The organism is Sphingobium sp. SG1 (assembly GCF_057063145.1).
Genome location: NZ_JBVVOJ010000002.1, coordinates 295,732 through 320,103, shown reverse-complemented (window position 1 = coordinate 320,103; position 24,372 = coordinate 295,732). Strand labels below are relative to the sequence as shown.

The following is a 24,372-nucleotide window of genomic DNA, read 5'->3' as shown; positions in this document are numbered from 1 at the left end:
GGATGCAGCTTACACTCCGGTGATGCGAATACCCGATCCGGGCACCTTGTACCGCCGATTGAGCGCAATCAAGACTGACGTAAGTCCTTCTGCAACAACCGAATTGCACAAAGGCCCGGCGTTCCAGGCGCGCAGGCCGATTTCCTGCGCCAGTGCGACCACCTGGTCCGCCGCCTCGCTGTCGTCGGCGCAGACCAGCACGTCGCACTCGATCTCCTCGTCCAGCTTGGTCAGGTGATGCGCGCTGATATTCTGGAAGGCGGAGACGACGCGGACGCCCTCGCCCAGCATCTTCTGCACCGCCTCGACCGCCGATCCGCCATCGGGCAACTGCACCCGGCTGACCTTGGGCGGCACCAGCGGCACGGTCACGTCGATCAATATCTTGCCCGCCAGCGCATCGGCGACATCCTTCACCGTCGATTGCTGCGCAGCATAGGGCACGGCCAGCACGATGATGTCGGCCTGCGCTGCGGCATCGGGATTGGCCGCGCCGACGACCGAACCGCCACCCAGCGTCGCGTTCATCGCGTCGGCCGCTTCCTGCGCCCGCTCCGCCGTGCGGCTGCCGATGATGACCTTGTGTCCCTTGTGCGCCCAGCGCAGCGCCAGGCCGCCACCTTCCTTGCCGGTCCCGCCAAGCACGGCGATCGTCGCCAAAGCCTCATTCTGCATATTCAAACCTCTCCTGGTTCGTATCGGCCTCGCGCCGCCGCTTGCGCGGGGGCGTCAGGACCATGGGTGTCAGTTCCGCCGCGGTCATTCCGCGTGCATGGATATCCTCGCTCACCCCGCCATAGGCGGTGCTGCGCTGCCGGGGCGTTCGGTCGATCGACCGGATCAGCGCCTCCATCGCCGCGGGCGGCATTTCCTGGCCGTGCTGGGTGCCCGCCGCACGCGAGATGCTCTCGTTCATCAGCGTGCCACCCAGGTCATTGGCGCCGCCCTCCAGACAGGCCTTCACCCCTTCCGGCCCCAGCTTGACCCAGCTGGTCTGGATCGACCGGATATGCGGGTGCAGCGCCAGCCGCGCGACCGCATGCATCAACCGCACCTCGCGGAAGGTCGGGCCATGGCGCGACTGGCCGCGCACGCCCATCGGCGCCTCCATATGGACGAAGGGCAAGGGCACGAATTCGGTGAAGCCACCGGTCCGCCGCTGCAGGTCGCGGATGCGGATCAGGTGCCTTGCCCAGTGGCGCGGCGTATCGACATGGCCGAACATGATCGTCGCGGTGGTGGTGAAGCCGACGCGATGCGCGGTCTCGATCACCTCCAGCCATTGCGCCGTGTCCAGCTTGTCCGGGCAGATGATCGCCCGCACCTCGTCATCCAGTATCTCGGCCGCCGTGCCGGGCAGCGTGTCGAGGCCCACCGCCTTCAGCCGGCGCAGGAAGTCCTCGACCGGCAGGCCCAGCGTCGCCGCCCCCTGCCACACTTCCAGCGGGGAAAAGGCGTGGATGTGCATTTCGGGCACCGCCGCCTTCACCGCGCGGGCCAGGTTCAGATAGGTGTCGCCGGTATAATGGGGGTGGATGCCACCCTGCAGGCAGACTTCGGTGCCGCCCCGTTCCCATGCCTCGCGGGTGCGGCGGACCACTTCCTCCAGGTCCAGGTCATAGGGCTTGCCGCGCAGCGCCTCCGCCTTGTCGCCCTTGGAAAAGGCGCAGAAGCTGCATTTATAGGCGCAGATATTGGTGTAGTTGATGTTGCGGTTGACGACATAGCTGATCGTGTCGCCCATCTCCTGCATCCGCAGCGCGTCCGCGCTGGCGCAGACATGCTCCAGGTCGGTCTCGCGCGCGGTGAACAGCGCCTCGATCTCGGCCTCTTCCAGCAGCGCCCCGCCCATCGCCCGGTCGACGATCGCCGCGATCGCGGGATCGACCGGCAGCGCCGACGGGCGCGTGATGCGCGGCTCCAGCGCGATGCCCGGCGACCAGCTATCCTCGCGCGCAAAGCCCATCGCATCGGCATGGGCCAGCACATGGCGGACCATCGCCTGATCCTGCCAGCGGTCATTATCCTGCGCATAGGCGGGATAGACCGGCAGCCGGGCGACCAGCATCCGCCCTTCGCCCTCGGTCGCGGCGCGCAGCCGCTCGACCGCGGGCCAGGGCGCTTCCGGGTTCACATGGTCGGGCGTCACCGGCGACACGCCGCCCCAATCATTGATCCCCGCCGCCATCAGCCGGGGGAAGTCCGCCGCCGACAGGTTGGGCGGCGCCTGGATATTCATCTCCGGCCCCAGGATCAGCCGCGCCACCGCGATCGTCCACAGCAGATCGTCCATGTCCGGCTCGGGCGCATTGGCCATCACCGTGCGTTCCTTGGCCCGGAAATTCTGGACGATCACTTCCTGGATATGGCCATAGCCGTCCTGCAAGTCACGGATCGCCTCCAGCGCCTCAATCCGTTCCTCGCGCGTCTCGCCGATGCCGATCAGGATGCCGGTGGTGAAGGGGATGGCGAGTTCCCCCGCCAGCCGGATCGTCTCCAGCCGCGCCGCCGGTTCCTTGTCGGGCGATCGATAATGGGCGCCACCCTTGCGGCAGAGCCGGTCGGACACCGACTCCAGCATCAGCCCCTGCGACACCGACACCGGGCGCAGACCGGCCATTTCCTCGCGGGTCATGACCCCGGCATTGATGTGCGGCAGCAGCCCGGTCTCGTCGCGCACCCGCGCCGCCATCTCCGCCAGATAGGACAAGGTGCTGTCATGGCCCAGCCGCGCCAGTTCCTCGCGCGCGGCGGCGAAGCGCAGTTCCGGCTTGTCGCCCAGCGTGAACAGCGCTTCGGTGCAGCCCGCCGCCTTGCCCGCCCGCGCCACCGCCAGCACTTCCTCGCGCGTCATATAGGCGTTCTCGCCCGGCCGTGGCGGCTGCGAGAAGGTGCAATAATGGCAGAGATTACGGCATAGCTGGGTCAGCGGGATGAAGATCTTGCGCGACCAGCTCTGCACCCGGCCATGGCCTTCGTCGCGCAGCGCCGCCGCCTGCGCCATCAGTTCGGCCAGCGGCATCGCCAGCAGCTCTGCCGTGCGCGCGTGCTCTGCTTCGCCGATCCTTTCCGTAACTGCCATCATCCCGCTCCGCTTGTTTCGTCTTCTATGTTCTGATTGTGATTGCGCCCCGGTTCAACCGACAGGGCCAGGTCGATCCGGAATAGCGCCGCCGCGTTGTCCCAATTGCCTGAGCATCGCCGCCGGCAGGTCCGCTGGCGCTTCCAGCAACGCTACCAGCGTCTGCAGGAAATGCTCGACGCTCGCCTCGCTGCCCCACATCGGATGCGCCCGGCTCTCGTCCGCCAGCGCGCGCTGCCGGGCCGACAGCACGGCGCTGAGGTAAGCCCCCATGAACACGAAGCGCTGGTTCTGCAGCGCCACCGGCAGGTCCGCCATCATCCCCCGCAAATGGTCCAGGCACCGGCCATAGGCATTGTTCCAGGCCGGATCGATCGCATCCAGCATCATGTCGCGATGGGTCATGGCAAAGATGACGATGAACTGGACATAATGGCTGTCGGGCAGCGCCAGCACCGGCCGGACCAATATCTCCACCACTTCGCGGATCGAGCGCGGCCCGCCCTGCGCCTCCAGCCCGTCGAGCGCCGCATTGCGCTCCCGCTCCAGCGCCATCGCCCCATCCATCACCAGCGCCCGGACCAGCGCCTCCTTCGATCCGAAATAGTAACTGACGGCACCGTGATTCTTCTGCCCCGCCGCCGCCGCAATCTCGCGCACGGTCACGCCATCGACGCCCTTTTCGGCGAACAGGCGTAACGCCACCTGCTTGATCTGCTCGGCAGCGGATCCGCGGGTGGCATCTTCGGTCTTGGCGAGTTGAAGTCTGACCATGAGTGCAATTTCCCATTGCAATGATGGTTCGTCAAGTGCATTATCCAATTGACCTAATCGACGGCTAACAGTCGAAAAAAGCGAGGGATGCCTAAGTGGAATCAGCGGTCGACATCGAGTCGCTGGCGGCGTGGATGACGGATCAGGGGCTTGGCTCCGGTCCGATCGACAACGTGACGCCGCTTGCCGGGGGGACGCAGAATATCCTGCTGCGCCTGACCCGCGACGGCCGCGACTATATCTTCCGTCGCCCGCCGGCGCACCCCCGCCCCAACAGCAATGAAACGATGCGGCGCGAGGCGCGGCTGCTGCGCGCCATCGCCGGCACCAATGTGCCCCATCCCGCGCTGATCGCCGATTGCGGCGATGAAAGCGTGCTGGGCGTCGCTTTCTACCTGATGGAGCCGGTCGATGGCTTCAATCCGGTCGGCCAGCTGCCCATGCCCCATGCCGGGTCGCCCACGATGCGCCACGCCATGGGCCTGGCCCTGGTCGACGGCATCGCCGCATTGGGCGCGCTGGATCATCAGGCGCTGGGCCTCGCCGATTTCGGCCGGCCCGACAATTTCCTCGGTCGCCAGGTCGATCGCTGGCGCAGCCAGCTTGCCGGCTATGGCGAATTTGCCGACTGGACCGGACCGCAGGCGCTGCCCTCGGTGGATGCCATCGCCGCCTGGCTGGAACGGCACCGCCCGGCCGATTTCACGCCCGGCATCATGCATGGCGACTATCATCTCGCCAATGTCATGTACCGCCCCGACAGCGGCGATCTTGCCGCGATCATCGACTGGGAACTGGCGACGATCGGTGATCCGCTGCTGGACCTGGGCTGGGTGCTGGCCACCTGGCCCGACGGCAGCGGCGCCAGCACCGTGTCGGTCACGCCATGGGACGGGTTCCCGACGCCCGCCGAACTGGTCGCGCGCTATGGCGCCGGCTCCGCGCGCGATCTGTCGGCGATCGACTGGTATCATGTCCTCGCCTGCTACAAGCTCGGCATCCTGCTGGAGGGCACCCATGCCCGCGCCTGCGCCGGCAAGGCACCCCGCGACACCGGCGACCGGCTGCACAGCCGCGCCATCCACCTTTTCGACCGCGCCCAGGCGCTGATCCGCTGACATGCAGGAAGGATGTTCCCCCTTGGGCAATGAACTGGACTTCACCGGAAAGACGGTGCTGGTGGTCGGCGGATCGAGCGGCATCGGCAATGGCATGGCCCAGGCCTTCCTGAAACGCGGCGCCCGCGTCCATGTCTGGGGTACCCGCGCCAGCGCCGCCGACTATGCCGGCGAGGAAGGATCGGACCTCGACAATATCGGCTATACCCAGGTCGATGTCAGCGATCCCGCCGCGATCGCCGCCGCACCCGCCCCCTTCGATGCGCTCGACGTCCTCATTCATTCGCAGGGCGCCGTCCTCTATCGCCGCCAGGAGTTCGAGGTCGACGGCTGGAACAAGGTGATGGCGGTCAATCTCGACTCCATCCTTCATATCTCCAACCGCTTCAGGGATGCGCTCGCCGCCACCAAGGGCGCCGTCATCGTCGTCAGCTCGATCGGCGGGTTCAAGGCGACCTTCGGCAACCCCGCCTATGCCGCGTCCAAGGCCGGCGCGGTCAATCTGGTCCGCGCGCTCGCCATCGCCTGGGCGGGCGAGGGCATCCGCGTCAACGGCATCGCCCCCAGCCTGGTCGATACCAAGATGACCAAGGTGACGATGGACAATGACGAGCGGCGCGACCGCGCGCTGTCGCGCATCCCGCTCGGCCGCTTCGGGTCGGTGGAGGAGATGGCCGGCGTCGCGCTGTTCCTCGCCTCCCCCCTCTCCACCTACATCTGCGGGCAGACGCTGATCGTGGACGGCGGCCTCACGCTGACCTGATCCCCCTGCCCGCCTTCGCCCCATTTCCCAAAAGGACCGATCGCATGGATTTCGAATATTCCGACAAGGTGCAGGCGCTGCGGGCGCAACTCACCGATTTCATGGACGCCCATGTCTATCCGATCGAGAAGGAACGGGATCATTTCCACCATGATCCCGCCCATCTGTGGCAGCGCTGGCCGGGCACCGAGACGATCAAGGCCAAGGCGAAGGAAGCGGGCCTGTGGAACCTGTTCCTGCCGCATGAATATGGGGCATGGAGTCCGGGCCTCACCAACCTCGAATATGCGCCGTTGGCCGAACTGATGGGCCGGATGATCGGATCATCCGAATATTATAACTGCTCCGCGCCCGACACCGGCAATATGGAGGTGCTCGCCCGCTACGGCACGCCCGAGCAGCAGGAAAAATGGCTCAAGCCCCTGCTCGCCGGCGATATCCGCTCCTGCTATGTCATGACCGAGCCGGGCGTCGCCTCGTCCGACGCCACCAATGTCGAGACGACGATCGTCGCCGATGGCGACGACTATGTCATCAACGGCCGTAAATGGTGGATTTCGGGCGCGCTCGATCCGCTGACCAAAGTTTATATCCTGCTCGGCCGCACCCCCAATGCGGACCGGCCGCGCCACCAGCAGCATTCGCAGATCCTGATCCCGGCCGACACGCCGGGGATAGAGATCGTCCGCCCGCTCGACGTGATGAACGCCGTCCATTCGCCAGGCGGCCATGCCGAGATGGTCTTCAAGGATGTACGCGTGCCCAGGGAAAATCTGATCCTGGGCGAAGGACGCGGGTTCGAGATCGCCCAGGGCCGCCTGGGGCCGGGCCGCATCCACCACTGCATGCGCCTCATCGGCCAGGCCCAGCGCGCGCTCGAATATATGGCCCGCCGCGTCGACAGCCGGGTCGCCTTCGGCCGCAAGCTCGCCGACCAGGGCAGCATCCGCCAGGATATCGCCTTGTCCTTCTGCGAGATCGAACAGGCACGGCTGCTGACGCTCAAGGCCGCCGACGCGATGGACCGTCATGGCAACAAGGTCGCCAAGGATCTGATCGCCGCGATCAAGATCGTCGCCCCGCGCATGACCCAGACGGTCGCCGACCGGGCGATGCAGGTGTTCGGCGGCATCGGCATGGCCAGCGACTTCCCGCCTGCCGCCGCCTTCATGAACGCGCGCTACCTGCGCCTCGCCGACGGGCCGGACGAGGTCCACATGGCCCAGCTCGGCAAGCTCAAGATCGCCGAACTCAACGCACTGCCGCAACGCTGAGAGACGCAAGAGGGCGAAGGGAAGGATCATGCTAATGACCAGCCAGGAGAAAGCCCCGGACGGCCGCGATACCCAGCAACTGGGCACAGCTTGGTGGATGGTGGCCGTGCTGTTCGGCCTCTATGTCCTGTCCTGGGTGGACCGGCTGATCGTGTCGATGCTGGTCACGCCAATCAAGGCGCATCTGCTGCTCAGCGATGTGCAGGTCAGCATGATCACCTCGACATCCTTCGCCATCTTCTACGCCATTTTCGGCCTGCCGCTGGGCTGGGCTGCGGACCGTTATTCGCGCCGCTGGATCATATTCGGCGGGGTCGCGCTCTGGGCCGTCGCCACCACGGCCTGCGGCTTCGCGCAAAGCTATGAGGCGCTGCTGGTCGGCCGCATCTTCGTCGGCGTGGGGGAAGCGGCGCTGCTGCCCGCCGCCTATTCGCTGATCGCCGACGCCTTCCCGCCGCGCCTGCTGACCCGCGCCACCTCCACCTTCCAGATGGCGGGCAAGGTCGGCTCAGCGACAGCATTTGCCCTGGGCGGCGTCGCCATCGCCTTCGCCGCCGCGCGTAGCGGCATCCATATTCCCTTCCATGGCCCAGCCCAGCCCTGGCAGCTGGTGATGATGATGGTCGGCGTGCCCGGCCTGCTCATCGCCCTGCTGGTCTTCACCTTTCCCGAACCCGGCCGCCGCGGCGCGACCAGGGCCGCGCGCCCGGTCGCGGAAAAGGGCGCGATCGCCGGCTTCGTGCGCCAGAACTGGCGGCTGCTGGCGCTGATGCTGGTCGGCACCTCCTGCCTTGCCATGTGCGGCTATTCGATGACCAACTGGGTGCCCGCCTATATCGAACGGCATTTCGGCTGGAAGCCGGTGCAATATGGCGTGGCGTTGAGCCTGATGAACATCGTTTCGGCAGTGTCGCTGGTGATCAACGGCTGGATCGTCGACCGCCTGTTCACGCGCGGCATGACGGATGCGCATCTGCGCTTCTACAGTTGGCTGATCCTCGGCTTCCTGCCGGTGATCGCCTATATGTTCTTCGCCACCAACGTCTATGTCTTCCTGGTCTGCTACTGCGTGGCGCAGTTCATCACCGTGCCCTTCATGGTCTATGTCTCCTCGATCATGGGGCTGATCGCGCCGGCGACGATCCGCGCGCGGATGCTGGCCTTCTTCCTGTTCGTCTTCACCATATTGGGCCTGGGCGCCGGCCCGGCGATCGTCGCCGCGCTCAGCCAATATGTCTTCCGGTCGGAAGCTGCGCTGGGCCAGTCGCTGGCGGTGGTCGTCACCGTCTGCTCGGTCGTCGCCCTGCTCTCCTTCCGCATGGCCCTGCGCTACCTCGCCCCCACCATCGCCGCGCGTGCCGTCCACGCGCCGGCCGCCTGAAAGGACGCTGCATGTCTCTCACCCTCCAGGCTGTTGCGCCCGACCGTCGCACCGACATGGCGCTGACGGACGAGCGCGTCTCGCTCGACTGGCTGCAACTGGATGACTTGCTGAACCGCGCTGCCAACGCCTTGAACGGCCTCGACCTGCACGAACGCCGCGTCGCCGTCTTCGCGCCCAACAGCGCCGAAACCGTGATCGCCTATGTCGCCTGTCTGGAGGCCGGCATTTCCAGCGTCCCGGTCAGCTTCCATCTCACCCCATCCGAAGCTGCCTATATCCTCAAGGACAGCGGCGCCGTCGCCCTGCTGGTCGGCCCCGAAACCATGGACGCCGGCCTCGCCGCCGCGGCCGAGGCCGGCGTCGCCACCGTCATCGGCTGGCGCTGCCCCGATCGCGAAGGCGCCATTCATTGGGAAGAATGGCTTGCCGCCGCCTCGACCGCCGAGCCGGACCCGAATGTCGCGCCGCTGCCCCATCTCCATTATACCTCCGGCACCACCGGCCGGCCCAAGGCGACCGAGACCCCACCCCAATATTTCCCGCGCGTCGCCACGGTGCAGGCGCTCGCCGAAACCGTGCGCGCCCGCATTACGCCATCGCCCGGCATCGCCGTCGGCCCGCTCTACCACACCGGCCCGCTCGGCATGGCCCGCAACGTGTTCGGCGGCATGAGCCTCATCACGGTCGAGCATTTCGACGCGGAAAAGGCGCTGGCGCTGATCGAGAAATATCGGGTCGCCGGATCGGTCATGGTTCCCACCCATTTCCAGCGCATGCTCGCCCTGCCGGAAGAGGTGCGCGCAAAATATGACGTCTCCAGCATCCAGCGCCTCGCCCATACTGGCGCGGCCTGCCCCCGCGCCGTCAAGCAGGCGATGATCGACTGGTTCGGCCCGGTGCTGGTGGAGGCCTATGGCGGCACCGAAGCCGGCTCCACCACCTTCATCACCTCGCCCGAATGGCTGGAGCGCCCCGGATCGGTCGGCCGCGCCTTGGCGCCGTTCGAAACCGTTATCTACGGAGACGATGGCGCGGTGCTGGGCGCCAACGAAGTCGGCCAGGTCTACTTCCGCGACGCCAGCGGCCATGGCATCGTCTATCGCGGTGACCCGGAAAAGACCGCCGCCGCCCATATCGCGCCGGGCATCTTCACCCTGGGCGAAATGGGCTATGTCGATGATGCCGGCTATCTCTTCATCACCGATCGCGTGTCCGACATGATCGTGTCGGGCGGCGTCAACATCTATCCGGCGGAATCCGAACATGTGCTGCTGCGCCATCCCAAGGTGGCTGACATCGCCGTGGTCGCCGCCCCCAATGCGGAAATGGGGGAGGAAGCCCGTGCGCTGGTGATCCCGCGCGATCCGGCCGATCCACCGACCGCCGACGAACTCAACGCCTTCTGCCGCGCCAGCCTCGCCGGCTATAAATGCCCGCGCGGCTACGAGATGGTCGACGATATCGGCCGCACCATCATGGGCAAGGTCAACAAGAAGGCGCTGCGCCAGCGCTTCTGGCCGTCCGACCGGACGATCGGGGGCTGATCTACATGCGTCTTGCGTCCCTCACTTTGCCGTTTCTCGCCTTGCTCGCTGCCTGCGCACCCTCCGGTCAGGCCCGGCGCGATGGCACCGACTGGCCCGGCTATGGCGGCATCGATGAAAATCACTACAGCCCGCTGAAAGACATCAACGACCATAATGTCGGCCGGCTCGGCCTCGCCTGGTATCAGGATATCGAAGGCGGCGGCTCCAGCCTGACCGCACCGATCGCGGTCGACGGCATTCTCTATTATGCCTCGGGCTACAGCGTCGTCCATGCGGTCGACGCCGTCACCGGCCATGAACTCTGGACCTATGATCCGCAAAGCTGGAAGGCCGCCGACAAGAAGATGCGCGGCGCCTGGGGCAGTCGCGGCATCGCCTATGACAATGGCGCCGTCTATGTCGGCACGATCGACGGCCGGCTGATCGCCATCAATGCTCGCACCGGGCACAAGCTCTGGTCGACCCAGACCATCGGCAAGGATGACGAACGCTATATCAGCGGCGCCCCCTGGGTGTTCAACGGCAAGGTCTTGATCGGCCATGGCGGCGCCGATTTCGCGCCGATCCGTGGCTATGTCACCGCCTATGACCAGAAGACCGGCAAGCAGCTCTGGCGCTTCCACACCGTGCCCGGTGACCCCAAGCTCGGCTTCGAGAACAAGGCGATGGCGATGGCCGCCAAGACCTGGACCGGCGAATGGTGGAAATATGGCGGCGGCGGCACCGCCTGGAATGCCATGGCCTATGACCCCAAATATAACCGCATCTATATCGGCGTCGGCAATGGCTCGCCCTGGAACCAGAAGATCCGCAGTCCGGGCGGCGGCGACAATCTCTTCCTCTGCTCGATTGTCGCGCTCGACGCCGACACCGGCGAATATGTCTGGCATTATCAGACCAATCCGGGCGAGACCTGGGACTTCAACTCGGCGATGGACATGGAACTCGCCCGGCTGAAGATCGACGGGCAGGAGCGCGACGTGCTGATGCATGCGCCCAAGAACGGCTTCTTCTACGTCATCGACCGCGCCACAGGAAAGCTGATCTCCGCCCGCAACATCGTGCCGGTCAACTGGGCCAGCGGCATCGACGTCAAGAGCGGCCGGCCGATCGAGAACCCCGCCGCCCGCTATCCCGGCGGCAAGGCGGCGATCGTCTATCCCTCGCCCTTCGGCGCCCATAATATCGAGGCGATGTCCTTCAATCCGGGCAGCGGCCTCGTCTATATCCCGACGATGGATCAGGGCCGCGTCTATATCGACCCGGCCGAACCACTAAAGGGCTGGAAGCATCTCGATGGCCAGCGCCTCAGCGTCGGCACCGGCGCGCCGCCGCCCGGCGTCACCCCCGATCGCCCCGCCACCAGCTTCCTGCTCGCCTGGAACCCGGTGACGCAGCGCGAGGCCTGGCGCATTCCCATGCCCGGTCTGCGCGGCGGCGGCGGCACCGCGACCACCGCCGGCAATCTGCTGTTCCAGGGCAATGCCGGCGGCAAGTTCGTCGCCTACGCCGCCACCAGCGGCAAGCCGCTCTGGTCGTTTGACGCCCAGACCGCGGTGATGGCCCAGCCGATCAGCTATCGCGCCCGCGGCAAACAATATGTGACGGTCATTGCCGGCTCCCGCTTCCCAACCGCCATCGGCCTGCCGCGCGAATGGAATTACCGCACCCAGCAATGGCGCGTCCTGACCTTCGCCCTCGATGGCAAGGCCGCGCTGCCCAAGGTCGATCCCGTCGACATGCCGGTGATCGACGATCCCGCCTTCGCCGTCGATCCGGCAAAGGCCGCCATCGGCGCCACCGTCTTTGGCCAGCGCTGCTCCATCTGTCATGGCGCCAACGCCGTGTCGGGCGGGGCCGCGCCGGACCTGCTCCAGTCGGGCGTCCCGCTCGACACCGCCAGCATGAAGGATGTGCTGCACAACGGCATATTGCGCGAACGGGGCATGCCGCGCTTCCAGGAACTGACCGACGACGAGATCGCCGGGCTCCAGCATTATTTCCGCCAACGCGCCCGTCAGGTGCTGGCCGCGCAGTCTGCCGGCCAGCCGGGCGCCCAAACGCACAGAGGCTTGAATGAAGGTCAATGACGTCGTCACCTATGCGGTGGAAGGCTCCATCGCGGTCATCACGGTCAATTCGCCGCCGGTGAACGCCCTCTCCAACGCCGTGCGCCAGGGCGTCGCCAGCGCGGTCGAGACCGCCATCGGCGATCCGGCGGTCGGCGCGATGGTGCTGATCTGCGAAGGGCGCACCTTCTTTGCCGGCGCCGACATCACCGAATTCGGCAAGCCGCCGGTCGAACCCACGCTGCGCAACCTGCAGCTGGTGGTGGAGAATGCCACCAAGCCGGTGATAGCCGCCATCCACGGCACGGCGCTGGGCGGGGGCCTGGAACTCGCCCTCGTCGCCCATTATCGCATCGCCGTGCCCGCGGCCAAATGCGGCCTGCCCGAAGTCAATCTGGGCCTGCTGCCCGGCGCTGGCGGCACCCAGCGCCTGCCCCGCATTGTCGGCGTCGAAAAGGCGCTGGACCTCATGACCGCCGGCAGCCCGGTCTCGGCAAAAGCCGCCAAGGATATGGGCCTGATCGACGAACTCGCCGCCGAAGGCCAGTTGCGCGCCGACGCCATCGCCTTTGCCCAGCGCGTGCTCGATGAAGGCCGCCCGCTGCTCAAGGTCCGCGACCGCACCGAAAAGCTGGACGAGGCGCGCGGCAAGCCCGAAATCTTCGCCGATTTCCGCAAGGCCAATGCCCGCAAATTCCGTGGCTTCAACGCCCCCGAAGCGATCATCCGCTGCGTCGAGGCGTCCCTGGACCTGCCTTTTGACGAGGGCATGACCTTCGAGCGGCAATTGTTCAACGAGCTACAGGCCGACAGCCAGTCCGCCGCCCAGCGCCACGTCTTCTTCGCCGAGCGTCAGGCCGCCAAGGTCGACAGCCTGCCCGCCGACACCCCGATCCTGCCGATCGCCAAGGTCGGCGTCATCGGCGCTGGCACCATGGGCGGCGGCATCGCGATGAACTTCGCCAATGCCGGCATCCCCGTCACCCTGGTCGAAACCAACGAGGACGCGCTGTTCCGCGGCCTGCGCATCATCCGCGGCAATTATGAGACGACGGCCAAGAAGGGCAAGATGAAGCCCGAGGATGTCGACACGCGCATGGGCCTGCTCACCGGATCGATCGCGATGGAGGATCTGGCCGATTGCGACCTGATCATCGAAGCGGTGTTCGAGCAGATCGACGTCAAGCGCGAGGTTTTCGGCAAACTGGACAAGATTGCCAAGCCGGGCGCGATCCTCGCCACCAACACCTCCTATCTCGACATTGACGATATCGCCGCCGCCACCAGCCGGCCCGAGGCCGTCGTCGGCCTCCATTTCTTCTCGCCGGCCAATGTCATGAAGCTGCTGGAGGTGGTCCGCACCAAAGACACGAAGCCGGAAATCATCGCCACCGCCATGAAGCTCGCCAAGACGATCGGCAAGATCGGCGTGCTGGTCGGCAATGGCTATGGTTTCGTCGGCAACCGCATCCTCGCCGCTCGCAATACGCAAGCCGACCAGTTGATCCTCGAAGGGGCCACGCCTTGGGCGGTCGACAAGGTGCTGTACGACTTCGGCTTTGCCATGGGCCATTTCCAGATGCGCGACCTGGTCGGGCTCGATGTCGGCTGGAATCCCAAGACGACCAGCTCCGCCAATGTCCGCGAGATCCTCAACGAAATGGGCCGGCACGGACAGAAGACCAAGGGCGGCTTCTACGATTATGACGACAACCGCAAGCAGACCCCCTCGCCGGTCGCGATGCAGGTGATCGAGGATTTCGCCGCGAAACAGGGCATTACCCGCCGCGACGTCAGCGATGCGGAAATCCAGGATCGCATCCTCTTCGCCATGGTGAATGAGGGCGCCCGCATCCTCGACGAAGGCATCGCCTCGCGCGCGTCCGACGTCGATATCGTCTGGATCACCGGCTATGGCTGGCCGAAATATCGCGGCGGCCCGATGTTCTGGGCCGATCTCCAGGGGCTTCCCACCGTCCTCGACCGGCTGAAGGCCTTGGAGGCTGCGCATGGCGCCGCCTTCACCCCCTCCCCGCTGATCGAACGACTGGTGGCACAGGGCAAGGGGTTCAAGGACGCATGATGAAGGGCAATAAAATCGCCATCACCGGCATTGGCGAAACCGCTTTCCTGCGCAAGGGCGAGGAAACGGTGATGCAGATGATGACCCGCGCCAGCCTAGCCGCGATCGCTGACGCCGGCCTTACCCCCGCCGATATCGATGGCCATGTCAGCAACAAATATGTCGGCCATCCGTCGGAAGAGGTCGCCCATGCGATCGGCGCCGCGACCCGGCGCTTCACCGCCGTTGCCGACACGGCGGGCGGCACCGCCACCACCGGCGACGCGCTGCGGCTGGCGCAGCTCGCGATCGAGGCCGGGCTCGCCCGCCATGTCCTCGTCCCCTACGCCATCCGATCGACCAAGCCGGGCGGCGTCTATGGCTTCCACGCGCGCGAGCCGCAGAAGGCCGGGCTAGAAATGCCCGCCGGCTTCTTCGGCCAGCCCACCTATTTCGCCACCATGGCCAATCGCTACGCCCATGAATTCGGCATGAGCGAGGAGGAACTGGCCTCCGTCTCGATGACCTACCGTGCCTGGGCTGCGTTGACGCCGAGCGCGCAGAAGCGCGATCCGATGGATCTCGACGCCTATCGCCAGACGCCGATGATCTCGACCCCGCTGCGGGTCGCCGACTGCTGCCTCACCACCGATGGCGGCGGCGCCTATGTGGTGAGCGCGGTGGAGGCCGCCCGCGACCTGCCCCATCCGGTAATATCGGTGCAGGGCGTCGGCATCGGCTACAATAATTACCCTCATGGCGTGCTGTTCACGCAGAAACCCTGCACCTTCGACTATCCCGGCTGGGACTCCGCCGCGCAGGCCTATGCCATGGCCGGCGTCGACCCCAAGGATCTGGACCTCGCTCAGGTCTATGACGGCTTCTCCATCTCGGCGATCGTCCAGACCGAGATGCTGGGCCTGTGCGATCGCGGCGAAGGCGCGCGCTTCTACGCCGCCGGCCATGCGAAGCCGGGTGGCCGGATGCCGGTCAATACCAGCGGCGGCCATATGTCGGGCGGCTATGTCCCCGGCATCAACCTGCTGATCGAGGCGGTGCGCCAGCTGCGCGGGCAGGAGGGCGACCGCCAGGTGCCCGACGCCCGCCTCTGCGCGGTCGCGGGCCTGGGCGGCAATAATCATTCCACCACCATCCTTGCGAGGGACTGACCATGGGCATTCCCATCTATCCCGTCCATCTGGAAGATCCGCTGTTTCAGGGCTTCTACGACGGCCTCGACGCCGGAGAACTGCGCATCACCGCCGACGCGGAAACCGGCGAATGGGTCTGGTATCCGCCCGAGGTCGTCCCCGGAAAGCCCGATGCCGTGCTGGAATGGCGCCCGGTCTCGCCGGAGGGCAAGGCCTATAGCTTCACCACCGTGATCCGCAGCCTGCTGCCCGGCGACCACAAGGCTGAAGTCCCCTACACTGTCATCCTGTTCGAACCCGACGATGCGCCGGGCGTGCGGATCGCGGGCATATTGGTCGATGACGACGGCGTGGAACCGGCCTGCGACATGCGCCTGCGCTTCCGCCCGGTCGAGGCGGGCGATCACCGCATCGCCGGCTTTGCGCCGGTTCGCTGACATGCGGGTGGACCGGCGCACGGCCATGCTTGGCGGCGCGGCGCTCGCGCTCGCCGGCTGCACCCGCGCCGGCACGCCGCGCGCATCCACTGCCCCGGCGCCCCTGACCCCGGCCGATTTCAGCCTGGTCATCGACGGGCTCGACCATGCCGAGGGCGTTGCCAGCGCCCCCGACGGCCGCCTGTTCCTGTCCAACAGCGGCGGCGCGATCGGCGTGCTGACGCCCGGCCAGCCGCTGCGGCAGGTCGGCGCGCCCCTCGCCGCCAATGGCGTCGCCGTGGATACGCAGGGCCGCGTCATCGTCGCCAATATGGGCCTGCTCAAGCAGCAGCCTGGTCCGCTCCAGCGCATCACCCTCGAAACCGGCACGGTCGAAACGCTCGTTTCGGAACTGGAGGGGCGCCAGTTCGTCGCCTCCAACGGTCCCGCCACCGCGCGGGACGGCAGCATCTATTGCACGCACAGCAGTTGGGGTCCGGTCGCCAATATCGGCACCACCACGCCGGCCGGGTTCATCTACATGGTCCGGCCCGACGGCAGCGCCGCGATCGTCGCGCGCGACCTGCGCGGGGTCAACGGCCTCTGCCTCGACCGCGATGAGCGCCATCTCTATGCCTCGCTGACCGCCGAAGGCCGTATCCGCCGCTGGCGCCGCAACGCCGACGGCACCCTTGCCGACCCGCAGGATTTCGGCCCGCAACTCGGCACCGTCATTCCCGACCAGACGGTCAAGGCGATCCTGGCTCTGCCCCCGCAGGAAAAGGCGGCGCTCGGCTATTGCGACGGCATCGCCTTCGACATGGCCGACAATCTCTGGATCACCCTGCCCTTTTCCAACCGGCTGGTCGCGCTGACGCCGCAGGGGCGCAAGGTCGACATCCTCCACGATCCCGCCGGCGAAAAGATCGCCATGCCGACCAATCTCTGCTGGGGCGGGCCGGATCGCCGCACCCTCTATGTGGTCTCGCGCGGCAAGGGCATGATCGTCCAGGCCCACACCGCCATCGCCGGCGCCCCGCTCGCCAACTGGCCGACGGGATAAAAGAGATTCGTCATTGCGAGCGCAGCGAAGCAATCCATCTCGCGCCGGTGGATTGCTTCGCTGCGCTCGCAATGACGGCATGGGGTGATCTCATGTCCTTCCGCTCTCGCGATCAGGCCATCTCGATCACCATCTTGCCCTGCGCCTTGCGATCCATGATCCAGCGGATCGCCGCCCGGCTCTCGTCAAAGGCGAACCGCGCGCCGATCGCCGGCCGCAGCCCGCCCCGTTCATACCAGTCATAAAGCTGCGCCATATTAGCGGCATGGATGTCCGGCTCGCGCCGGCTGTGCATCCCCCATGTCACGCCGACGATCGACGCCGTCTTCACCAGCGGCAGGTTCAACGGGATCGCCGGTATGGTCCCGGCGGCAAAGCCGACCACCAGATAGCGCCCGTCCCAGCCCATGGTGCGAAAGGCCGGCTCGGCCAGATCGCCACCGACCGGATCGAAGATCACATCGACACCGCGCTCCCCGGCCAGCGCCTTCACCGCCTGCTTGATGTCGACCTCAGCATAATTGACCGTCTCGTCCGCGCCATGCGCCCGCGCCAGATCCAGCTTCTCCGCGCTGGAGGCCGCCGCGATCACCCGCGCGCCCATGCGCTTGCCGATCTCCACCGCCGCCAGTCCCACGCCGCCCGCCGCGCCCAGCACCAGCAGCGTCTCGCCGGCCTGCAACCGCCCGCGCTGGCGCAGTCCGTGCAGCGCCGTCGCATAGACCATGGTGAAACCGGCCGCGACGTCGAAGCCCATCGCGTCGGGAATGATGCTGGTGCGGAAGGCCGGCGCCACCGCCTGCTCGGCAAAGGCGCCCTGGAACGGGATCGCCGCCACCCGGTCGCCGATCCGAAAGCCGCTGACGCCCTCGCCGATCGCGTCTACCACCCCGGCCGCCTCGCCGCCGGGGATGAAGGGCAAGGGCGGCTTGGTCTGGTAGAGATTCTGGATCATCAGCGCGTCGGGGAAATTGACGCTCGCCGCCCGCACCGCCAGCCTGATCTCGCCCGGCCCCGGTTGGGGCACGGGCACATCACGAAACGCCAGTTGCTCGGGCGCGCCATGCGCCTCGCACATCAGCGCCCGCACGGATCAGCTACCCAGAAACTGCTGGCGCATCTTGTAATAATCGTCGCTCGGATATTTCTCGCTATGCTGTCCCGCCGGCCAGTCGGCATAGGGCGTCAGCGCCGGTTCGGGCGGCGAGGTATAGTCGGACAGGCCCCGGCGACGGATGATCTTCCACACGCCATTGCGTCGCTCCAGATCGTCGAGATAGCGGCCCTGGAAGAAGACATCCTCCTCGCCCCCGCCTTCCTTGCGGTCGCGCCGATGCTGCGCGAAATAATAGCATTCGGAAAAAGCCTTGTCTCCCTTCACATCGACCGAGACATTGGTGATGTGGTGGCAGGCATATTTCAGCGTCGACACGATCTTGAAGGCGAAACCGACGAAATCGGACGACTTGCCCTCGAACTTGCCATGCTTGTGCGTCGATTCCGGCCAGAACAGCGATCGCAGCAGCGCCTCATCCGCCCGGTCATTGGCCCGCGCATAGGCATAGAGGAGTTCGGTGATCGCCTGCTTGGACTCGATGATGTCCAGCCGCTGGGCCATGTCCATGCCGCTTGCCTTTCCCCTGGGCGCCGCGGCCGATGCCTCGGCGGCGGCGGCCATGCCGATCGGCAGCGCCAGCATGGCAGCCAGCGTGCCGCGACGATTGCGTTCTTCCATGCTCATTCTCCCGGATTTTCCAGCAGGCCCGGCTCGGCGCGCAGGCGCGGCAGCACTTCCTTCTCGAACAGGCGCAGGCTGCGCCACGACACTTCGGGGTCCAGCCCGCCCAGCAGCGCGTGGAAGGTGACGGCGGTGCCCCGGCCCAGCCCCTTGAGATATTCGAAACATTCGTCAGGCGTCAGCACCTTGATGTTCGGCATCGCCTTCAGCCCCTCGATCGTCTCGGCGGGCTGGTAACGTGTCTGGCCGGTACCGCGCTCCTTGGCCCATTCGGCATAGGCGTTGGTAGCATAGGCGACATGCGGCGCCACCAGCGGCCAGTCGCGGTCGGGATCGTCGGAGACATAGAGGAAGCTCGCCGCCGGCGTGCGCAGTTCCTCAGGCGGCGGGAAGCCGGCCTTTTCCCGCTCTTCCTTGTAGAGGGTGAACAGGTCGGGATGGCCGGGGAAATATTGATAGCCGCCCTTGGCCGCGCGGATCGCCGACTTGTCGGTCGACCCGCCCATGTAGATTTTGGGACCACCCGGCGTCGCCGGGGCCGGCGTCACCCGCACGGTGCGCTCGCGAAACTCGAACGGCTCGCCGGTCCAGGCCTGCTTCAGCGTGGCCATCGCCTCGTTCATGATCGCCAGCCGCTTGGTGATGTCTTTGCCGAACATCTCGAACTCATGCGGGCGATAGCCCATGCCGGCGGTCAGCCACACCCGGCCGGGCGCAATATTGTCCAGCACCGCCAGATCCTCGGCCAGCCGCAGCGGATCATGCATGGTGACGACCAGCGCCGAAAGATGCGCGACGATGTTGTCCGTCGCCCCCAGAATAGACGCCGCCTGCACCATGGAGGACGGGCAATAGCCGCCCTCCGCGCCATGATGCTCGGCCAGGAACACCTGGGTGAAGCCCAGTCTGTCGGCCCATTGCGCCTGCTCGATCGCGGTGCGGTAAAGCACGGGATGCGGCGCACCGAAATCCGGCCGGTTCATGTCGTAACGAAGGTTCAACTGCACCCTTTGGGTTCCTCTTCCCGATTATTGGCTGTTGGTTCAGGCGGCCGAGACGCGCGACTGGATGCGGCCGGTCACGTCCGCCGCCTGCATCGCCTTGCCGCTGTCGATCAGCGCGTCGATCGCGTCCGGCGCATAGCCGATCTCGGCCAATATCTGCCGCGTATGCTCGCCCAGCCGCGGCGCGGACTTGCGCGCATGGCCCGGCGTGTCGCTCAGATGGATGAAGCTGCCGAACTGGCGGACATGGCCATACATGGAATCGAAATTCTCGATTACCCGGTTGCTGGTCACCGCCCAGTCCTGCCACAGCGCCTCGCGCACCCAGCTCTTCGCCGCCGGTATTTCGCACGGCACACCCGCCGCATCGAGCAGGGCGAAGGCCTCCGCTCTCGTCCTGTCGGCAAACCAGGGCTCCAGCGCCGCCAGCAGCGCCGCGTCATGCAGCGACCGTTCCTTTGGCGAAGCAAAGCGCGGATCGTCGATCAGCCCGGCCTGACCGACCGCCTGCGCCAGCGCCGCGAAGCGCCCGTCCTGCCGACAGGCTATGCAGATCCAGCCGTCGCTGGTGCGATAGAGCCGGTCGAGCGCATTATAGCCCGCCTGATCCTTGTCGAGGCGGAAGCCGTAGACGACCTGCTTGTCGGCATCCAGGAAATGCTCGGACGTGGTCCACAGGCTCGAATGGAGCTGGGGTATCTCCATATAGTCGCCGACGCCGCTGATCGCGCGCCGCTCCAGTCCCATCAATATGCCCGCCGCGCCCAGGAAGCCGTTATTATAATCCTCATTGCCGAACACCGACCGGGTCGGCGGATTGCCCGCGCCGCCGCCTTCGTAGAGCAGGCCGGTCCAGCCCGACACCAAAGGCGCAAAGCTCTTGAGCAGCGACTTTGGCCCCTTGGAGCCATAGCCGGGCAGATAGACATAGAGCAGGCGCGGATTGATCTTCGACAGCGCCTCATAGCCGATTCCCAGCTTGTCGGCCTTGCCGGGGCGCAGATTATGGGTGACGACATCGGCCTCAGCCACCAGCTTCAGCGCCGCCTCCAGCGCCTCGGGCTGCTTCAGGTTCAGCACGATATCGCGCTTGCCGCGCTGCGCCGCGTCGAAACAGTCGGGCAGCGGCCGCATCTGGTCGCCGTCGGGCGTCTCCACCTTGATGACGTCGGCGCCCAGGTCCGACAGCAGCCGCCCGCCAAAGCCCACCGCGAAGAAGGAAGAGAAGTCCACCACCTTGATGCCTTCTAGCGGCCGGTCGAGCGGCTTGCCCGCCGCCGCCAGTTCGCCCCGCTTGCGCGTGATCAGATCGGCCAGTGCATCATTGTCGGCGCCGATCGCCGGCGCCGGGCGCGGCGCGGCGCAGGGCGTGCGATCGAACCGCACGGCCGGTGCGGCCTGATAGATGGTGCCGAATTCCGCGTCCGGCAGCGCGATCCGCTGGCCGACAAATTCCACCTGCTCGTCCAGCAGCACTTCGGCCGGCTCCAGCACCGGCAGCGCCGCCACATCGGCTGCCTGGAACAGCGCGATCCATTCGGCGCGCGGGCGCGCCTTGAACGCATCGAAAATCTCGACGCGGGCGATATGATATTCGTCGTCGCTCAATGGCACCGACATTTCCGCCGCGCCCTTGACCACCGACACCCGGTCGCCAAAGCCGAGCTGGTCCATCGCCGCCTTGAAGCCGCCCTGGCCGCCGGTATGTATCTGCAGGAACAGGCCGTCGCCGCATTCGAACATGCCGGTCACCAGCCGGGTCCGGCCGAAGCGATCGACCGCGCCGGAATCCCCCGCCTTGATGTAGGAAATGCCCTCTTCCTGCCACCAATTGTTCATCGGCGACTGGGCCAACATCGCGTCGAGCAGCGAGGATTCCACCTTCTGCCCCTTGCCGCTCGACCGCCGCGCCCGGATCGCCGTCAGCGCGCCGATCACGCCCAGAAACGCCTGACCATAATGAAGCGCGGGATGCCCGAGATAGACCGGCCCTTCGCGGAACGGGCTGGACTTGTCGATCATCGTGCCCAGCAGCGCCGCCGCCAGCCCCTCGCCGCGCGGCCGGTCGGCAAAGGGCGTGTCCGCGCCATAGGCGGTCAGCGCCGACACGATCAGCTCCGGATAGTCGCGCGCCAGGCTCTCACCGTCCAGGCCAAGCGCCTTCGCTTCTCCCTCCTCCAGTGCATGGATGAAGATGTCCGCTCCGCCGAGCAGTCCGCGCAGCGCTGCCCGGTCGTCCGCATCGGCCACGTCCAGTTCGACACTGCGCTTGGACCGGTCCCAGCTCTTGCGGGTCATCTCATGGGCGAAATAGGCGCCGCCCCTGGGCTCGACCTTCAGCACGTCGGCGCCATGGTCGGCGAGCAGCATGCCCGCAATCGCGACCGGCATTTCGGTCGACAGCTCGATAACGACAAGATGGTCCAGAGGGCCGGGCATCACGCACTCCTGTTTGGCGGTCTGCGCCGCCTCTTGTTCGGATCTGGCCGGTAGTGCGCGGAATCGCGCCTCCGACCTTTCCCTTGAAACAGACACGCTTTTTCCCGGCAGCGCAAGTAATATTGCACTATAGGTTCAAATTCATTCCTTGCCCGTCAGCCGCGCCGGATCATAACGCGGCCGGTCCATCTGGAAACTGTCGCCGTTGCGCACATACCAGCCGCTGCCATGGGTGCGGCCGATCAATTTCATCGCCGGCGTGTCGAAATAGACCCGCTCACGATCGGTGATGAACTCGTCGCGAATATGCGCCATGACGATCTCGCCGATGATCACCGTCTGCATCGTGCCGATGTCCATCGCCGCGACCTTGCGGCATTCGAAGCTGACCGGGCTGCTGGCGATCAGCGGCGGCGCGACCAGCACCGACGGCGCGGTCTCGATCCCGGCATAGTCGATCTCGCTGACATCGGCCGGCGCATCGACGCTGCAATGGTTCATCTTCTCGGCATCATCCTCGCACACCAGGTTCACAACGAACTCGCCGGTGGCGATGATGTTGGTCGCCGTATTCTTCAGGCCGCGCGATACCGGCTCCTTGAGCAGACCCAGCGCCACCAGCGGCGGCTCGGTGCCGACGCAGTTGAAGAAGCTGTAGGGCGCGGCATTGATCACGCCCGCTTCGGATTTGGTGGTGATCCAGGCGATCGGGCGCGGGGTGATGGTCGAATTGACGATCTTGTAGCGGGTCGCCATCGGCAGGCTGCGCATGTCGAACTGCATGACTTATTCCTTCGCCCCAGTTGCGCCCTTCGCGGCAGCCTTCGCCGCTGCGCGTGCCTTGAACGCCTCGCGGGCGCGGGGCACTTCCTCCCCCGCCTGGCAGGTATGGCAATAGACCAGTTCCAGCGCATGATTGGCCGACAGGTCGCCGCTTTCCGCCTGATCCAGCAGCCGCTTGGTCAGTTCGACCGCATGGGCATTGCCACCACCGATCGTCGCGCCTAGCGCCAGCGCTTGCGCGACCGCCTCGCCCGGCGGCACCAGCCGGCTGACCAACCCCAGGCTCAATGCCTCGGCCGCCTCCAATGTCCGCCCCGAAAAGATGATCTCGGCCGCGCGTGCCCGCCCCAGTTGCCGGGTCAGGAACCAGGCCGCGCCGCCATCGGGTACCAGCCCGAAATCCAGGAATGGCGCACCGAACCGCGCATTGTCAGCAGCGAAAATCATGTCGCAGGCCATCGCCAGGCTCCAGGACACGCCATAGGCGCCGCCCTCCACCGCCGCTACGGTCGGGATCGGCAGCGCGCGCAGCCGGCGGATGATCCGCTGCCCCATCTCCAGCCGCGCTGCTAGCCGCAACGCCCCCTCGCCCCGCGCCGGCGGCAGTTTCACGTCGCCGCCATTGCTGAAATAGCCCTCCGCCCCGCACAAAAGCAGCATCCGCGCCGGCGTCGCATTTTCCAGCCGGTCGAGCGCGGCGGAAAACTGCTCCCACATGGTGAAGGATACGGTGTTCTTCGCGCGCGGCCGGTTGAGGGTGATGACGGCCACGCCATCCGCGCGCAACTCGAACAACAGTTCGGGGTCTTCGCTCGGCGCGCTCATCTCACTCTCCCATGCTGGTGCCCATGTCGGGCCTGGGGCATGCCTAGACGAAGCGCGCACCATGATGCAAGAAAATTTGCATCATGGTGCAAATTCAAGCCGCTTTCGTCTTGGTCTTGGGCGACATCGGCAGCGCCTCCATGCCGCGCTCGGCAATATCCTTGATCAGCGCTTCGACTTCCTTGCGCGCCGCGCCCTTCAGCGAACCGAGCAAGCAGGACAGATAGCTGCTGACCAGCCGGACGATCACCTCGTCATCGGGTATGCGGCCCTGCGCCCAATCGTTGATGGTCGCATATTCGAAGCGCACCAGGTCATCGACCAGCTTGTCGACCTGCACCCAGGGTTGCAACTGCTTCGTGGCGTCGAGCGCCTCGATCCACTGCTTGTTATGATGGATGGCCGGCAAGTGCATCGCGGTCCAGATGTCGCGGTCGACATCCGAACTGAAATAGAGCGCCATGATCGCCTTGATATAGTTGCGGATCTTCCGGTTGCGCTGGACGACCGAGATCATCCGCTCCAGATTATGCTGCATCGTGCCGGGCGGGCTCGAATAGACGATGCGGCTGACATATTCGTCGAAATATTCCTGGATCGCGGTGGCGATCATGCGCTCGCGGGTCTGGAAGGCGTTGTAGAGCGTCCGCTTGGCGACCCCCGCGCGCTGGCCGATCTCGTTCATGCTCAGCGCCGCGATCCCCTGTTCGGCGATCACCTTGCGCGTTTCCTCCAATATCCGGCGACGGCGTTCGATGATCGCCGGACTGGAATAGGTCTGCGGCCGATCGCCATTTTCCTTGAGGTCAGCCATGTCCTTGTCCGTCGTCAAATTCGCTCATCCTCCCCGAGGCGCGCCCGGCGGGGGCACGTAACCGAC

Annotated in this window: 20 protein-coding genes; 10 read left to right on the top strand and 10 right to left on the bottom strand. The window is 66.1% G+C overall.

What is annotated here, in order from left to right; genetic code table 11:
• Window positions 1–9 precede the first annotated feature (9 nt).
• From npdG to AC0KVN_RS06955, 3 genes are read right to left on the bottom strand one after another with little or no spacing between them, the layout of a single operon-like run.
• On the bottom strand, window positions 10–675 hold the full coding sequence (gene npdG / locus AC0KVN_RS06965; RefSeq protein WP_004212317.1) for an NADPH-dependent F420 reductase: 666 nt from the start codon (window positions 673–675) through the stop codon (window positions 10–12).
• Window positions 665–3,085 (bottom strand): 5-amino-6-(D-ribitylamino)uracil--L-tyrosine 4-hydroxyphenyl transferase CofH, encoded by a 2,421-nt coding sequence (cofH, locus tag AC0KVN_RS06960; protein ID WP_435566489.1) that lies wholly within the window; start codon window positions 3,083–3,085, stop codon window positions 665–667. The genes npdG and cofH overlap by 11 nt, the downstream gene beginning before the upstream one ends.
• A 51-nt stretch (window positions 3,086–3,136) precedes the next feature.
• Entirely contained in the window at window positions 3,137–3,856 is a 720-nt protein-coding gene (locus tag AC0KVN_RS06955) for a TetR/AcrR family transcriptional regulator (RefSeq protein ID WP_017499280.1), read from the bottom strand.
• A gap of 95 nt (window positions 3,857–3,951) precedes the next feature.
• On the opposite strand from AC0KVN_RS06955, the gene AC0KVN_RS06950 reads away from it, so the two are divergent.
• From AC0KVN_RS06950 to AC0KVN_RS06905, 10 genes are read left to right on the top strand one after another with little or no spacing between them, the layout of a single operon-like run.
• Window positions 3,952–4,974, top strand: coding sequence for a phosphotransferase family protein (locus AC0KVN_RS06950; RefSeq protein WP_435566488.1), 1,023 nt, complete (start codon window positions 3,952–3,954; stop codon window positions 4,972–4,974).
• Between the two features lie 22 nt (window positions 4,975–4,996).
• Window positions 4,997–5,737: an SDR family NAD(P)-dependent oxidoreductase gene (locus AC0KVN_RS06945; RefSeq protein ID WP_435566487.1), complete on the top strand. Its 741-nt coding sequence runs from the start codon at window positions 4,997–4,999 to the stop codon at window positions 5,735–5,737.
• Between the two features lie 44 nt (window positions 5,738–5,781).
• Window positions 5,782–7,011, top strand: a complete 1,230-nt coding sequence (locus tag AC0KVN_RS06940) for an acyl-CoA dehydrogenase family protein (protein ID WP_435566486.1) — start codon at window positions 5,782–5,784, stop codon at window positions 7,009–7,011.
• Between the two features lie 34 nt (window positions 7,012–7,045).
• The gene (locus AC0KVN_RS06935) at window positions 7,046–8,392 is read left to right on the top strand and encodes an MFS transporter (protein ID WP_435566485.1); all 1,347 of its coding nucleotides are present in this window, start codon (window positions 7,046–7,048) and stop codon (window positions 8,390–8,392) included.
• 11 nt (window positions 8,393–8,403) lie between these two features.
• A complete protein-coding gene (locus tag AC0KVN_RS06930) occupies window positions 8,404–9,939 on the top strand; it encodes an AMP-binding protein (protein ID WP_435566484.1) in 1,536 nt (511 codons plus the stop codon).
• A gap of 5 nt (window positions 9,940–9,944) precedes the next feature.
• Window positions 9,945–12,032, top strand: coding sequence for a PQQ-dependent dehydrogenase, methanol/ethanol family (locus tag AC0KVN_RS06925; RefSeq protein ID WP_435566483.1), 2,088 nt, complete (start codon window positions 9,945–9,947; stop codon window positions 12,030–12,032).
• Complete coding sequence (locus tag AC0KVN_RS06920; protein ID WP_435566482.1) at window positions 12,019–14,094, top strand: 3-hydroxyacyl-CoA dehydrogenase NAD-binding domain-containing protein; 2,076 nt, start codon at window positions 12,019–12,021, stop codon at window positions 14,092–14,094. Before AC0KVN_RS06925 ends, AC0KVN_RS06920 begins: the two co-directional genes overlap by 14 nt.
• Window positions 14,091–15,242 carry a thiolase family protein gene (locus AC0KVN_RS06915; protein WP_374550701.1) on the top strand — a complete coding sequence of 384 codons (1,152 nt, stop codon included), beginning with the start codon at window positions 14,091–14,093 and terminating at the stop codon, window positions 15,240–15,242. Before AC0KVN_RS06920 ends, AC0KVN_RS06915 begins: the two co-directional genes overlap by 4 nt.
• A gap of 2 nt (window positions 15,243–15,244) precedes the next feature.
• Window positions 15,245–15,661: a Zn-ribbon domain-containing OB-fold protein gene (locus AC0KVN_RS06910; RefSeq protein WP_007707411.1), complete on the top strand. Its 417-nt coding sequence runs from the start codon at window positions 15,245–15,247 to the stop codon at window positions 15,659–15,661.
• Window positions 15,645–16,703, top strand: a complete 1,059-nt coding sequence (locus AC0KVN_RS06905) for an SMP-30/gluconolactonase/LRE family protein (protein WP_483656033.1) — start codon at window positions 15,645–15,647, stop codon at window positions 16,701–16,703. Before AC0KVN_RS06910 ends, AC0KVN_RS06905 begins: the two co-directional genes overlap by 17 nt.
• Window positions 16,704–16,815: 112 nt before the next feature.
• Here AC0KVN_RS06905 and AC0KVN_RS06900 read toward each other — a convergent pair whose 3' ends face one another.
• From AC0KVN_RS06900 to AC0KVN_RS06870, 7 genes are all read right to left on the bottom strand, one after another.
• The gene (locus AC0KVN_RS06900) at window positions 16,816–17,793 is read right to left on the bottom strand and encodes an NADPH:quinone oxidoreductase family protein (RefSeq protein WP_435566481.1); all 978 of its coding nucleotides are present in this window, start codon (window positions 17,791–17,793) and stop codon (window positions 16,816–16,818) included.
• A gap of 3 nt (window positions 17,794–17,796) precedes the next feature.
• On the bottom strand, window positions 17,797–18,438 hold the full coding sequence (locus AC0KVN_RS06895; protein ID WP_435566480.1) for a nuclear transport factor 2 family protein: 642 nt from the start codon (window positions 18,436–18,438) through the stop codon (window positions 17,797–17,799).
• Between the two features lie 2 nt (window positions 18,439–18,440).
• Entirely contained in the window at window positions 18,441–19,448 is a 1,008-nt protein-coding gene (locus AC0KVN_RS06890; protein ID WP_435566479.1) for an LLM class flavin-dependent oxidoreductase, read from the bottom strand.
• A gap of 36 nt (window positions 19,449–19,484) precedes the next feature.
• A complete protein-coding gene (locus AC0KVN_RS06885; protein ID WP_435566478.1) occupies window positions 19,485–21,884 on the bottom strand; it encodes a CaiB/BaiF CoA-transferase family protein in 2,400 nt (799 codons plus the stop codon).
• A gap of 141 nt (window positions 21,885–22,025) precedes the next feature.
• Window positions 22,026–22,667 carry a flavin reductase family protein gene (locus AC0KVN_RS06880; protein WP_435566477.1) on the bottom strand — a complete coding sequence of 214 codons (642 nt, stop codon included), beginning with the start codon at window positions 22,665–22,667 and terminating at the stop codon, window positions 22,026–22,028.
• A 3-nt stretch (window positions 22,668–22,670) separates the two neighbouring features.
• Window positions 22,671–23,492 carry an enoyl-CoA hydratase/isomerase family protein gene (locus tag AC0KVN_RS06875; protein WP_125996949.1) on the bottom strand — a complete coding sequence of 274 codons (822 nt, stop codon included), beginning with the start codon at window positions 23,490–23,492 and terminating at the stop codon, window positions 22,671–22,673.
• A gap of 94 nt (window positions 23,493–23,586) precedes the next feature.
• Window positions 23,587–24,324, bottom strand: coding sequence for a TetR/AcrR family transcriptional regulator (locus AC0KVN_RS06870; protein ID WP_435566476.1), 738 nt, complete (start codon window positions 24,322–24,324; stop codon window positions 23,587–23,589).
• Window positions 24,325–24,372 lie beyond the last annotated feature (48 nt).

Bases quoted from the DNA above. Each gene is read 5' to 3' on its own strand.
- AC0KVN_RS06880 (WP_435566477.1), bottom strand. From the start codon at position 22,667: ATGCAGTTCGACATGCGCAGCCTGCCGATGGCGACCCGCTACAAGATC.
- AC0KVN_RS06915 (WP_374550701.1), top strand. From the start codon at position 14,091: ATGATGAAGGGCAATAAAATCGCCATCACCGGCATTGGCGAAACCGCT.
- AC0KVN_RS06910 (WP_007707411.1), top strand. From the start codon at position 15,245: ATGGGCATTCCCATCTATCCCGTCCATCTGGAAGATCCGCTGTTTCAG.
- AC0KVN_RS06955 (WP_017499280.1), bottom strand. From the start codon at position 3,856: ATGGTCAGACTTCAACTCGCCAAGACCGAAGATGCCACCCGCGGATCC.
- AC0KVN_RS06920 (WP_435566482.1), top strand. From the start codon at position 12,019: ATGAAGGTCAATGACGTCGTCACCTATGCGGTGGAAGGCTCCATCGCG.
- AC0KVN_RS06925 (WP_435566483.1), top strand. From the start codon at position 9,945: ATGCGTCTTGCGTCCCTCACTTTGCCGTTTCTCGCCTTGCTCGCTGCC.
- AC0KVN_RS06940 (WP_435566486.1), top strand. From the start codon at position 5,782: ATGGATTTCGAATATTCCGACAAGGTGCAGGCGCTGCGGGCGCAACTC.
- AC0KVN_RS06875 (WP_125996949.1), bottom strand. From the start codon at position 23,492: ATGAGCGCGCCGAGCGAAGACCCCGAACTGTTGTTCGAGTTGCGCGCG.
- AC0KVN_RS06895 (WP_435566480.1), bottom strand. From the start codon at position 18,438: ATGGAAGAACGCAATCGTCGCGGCACGCTGGCTGCCATGCTGGCGCTG.
- AC0KVN_RS06935 (WP_435566485.1), top strand. From the start codon at position 7,046: ATGACCAGCCAGGAGAAAGCCCCGGACGGCCGCGATACCCAGCAACTG.
- npdG (WP_004212317.1), bottom strand. From the start codon at position 675: ATGCAGAATGAGGCTTTGGCGACGATCGCCGTGCTTGGCGGGACCGGC.
- AC0KVN_RS06885 (WP_435566478.1), bottom strand. From the start codon at position 21,884: ATGCCCGGCCCTCTGGACCATCTTGTCGTTATCGAGCTGTCGACCGAA.
- cofH (WP_435566489.1), bottom strand. From the start codon at position 3,085: ATGATGGCAGTTACGGAAAGGATCGGCGAAGCAGAGCACGCGCGCACG.
- AC0KVN_RS06930 (WP_435566484.1), top strand. From the start codon at position 8,404: ATGTCTCTCACCCTCCAGGCTGTTGCGCCCGACCGTCGCACCGACATG.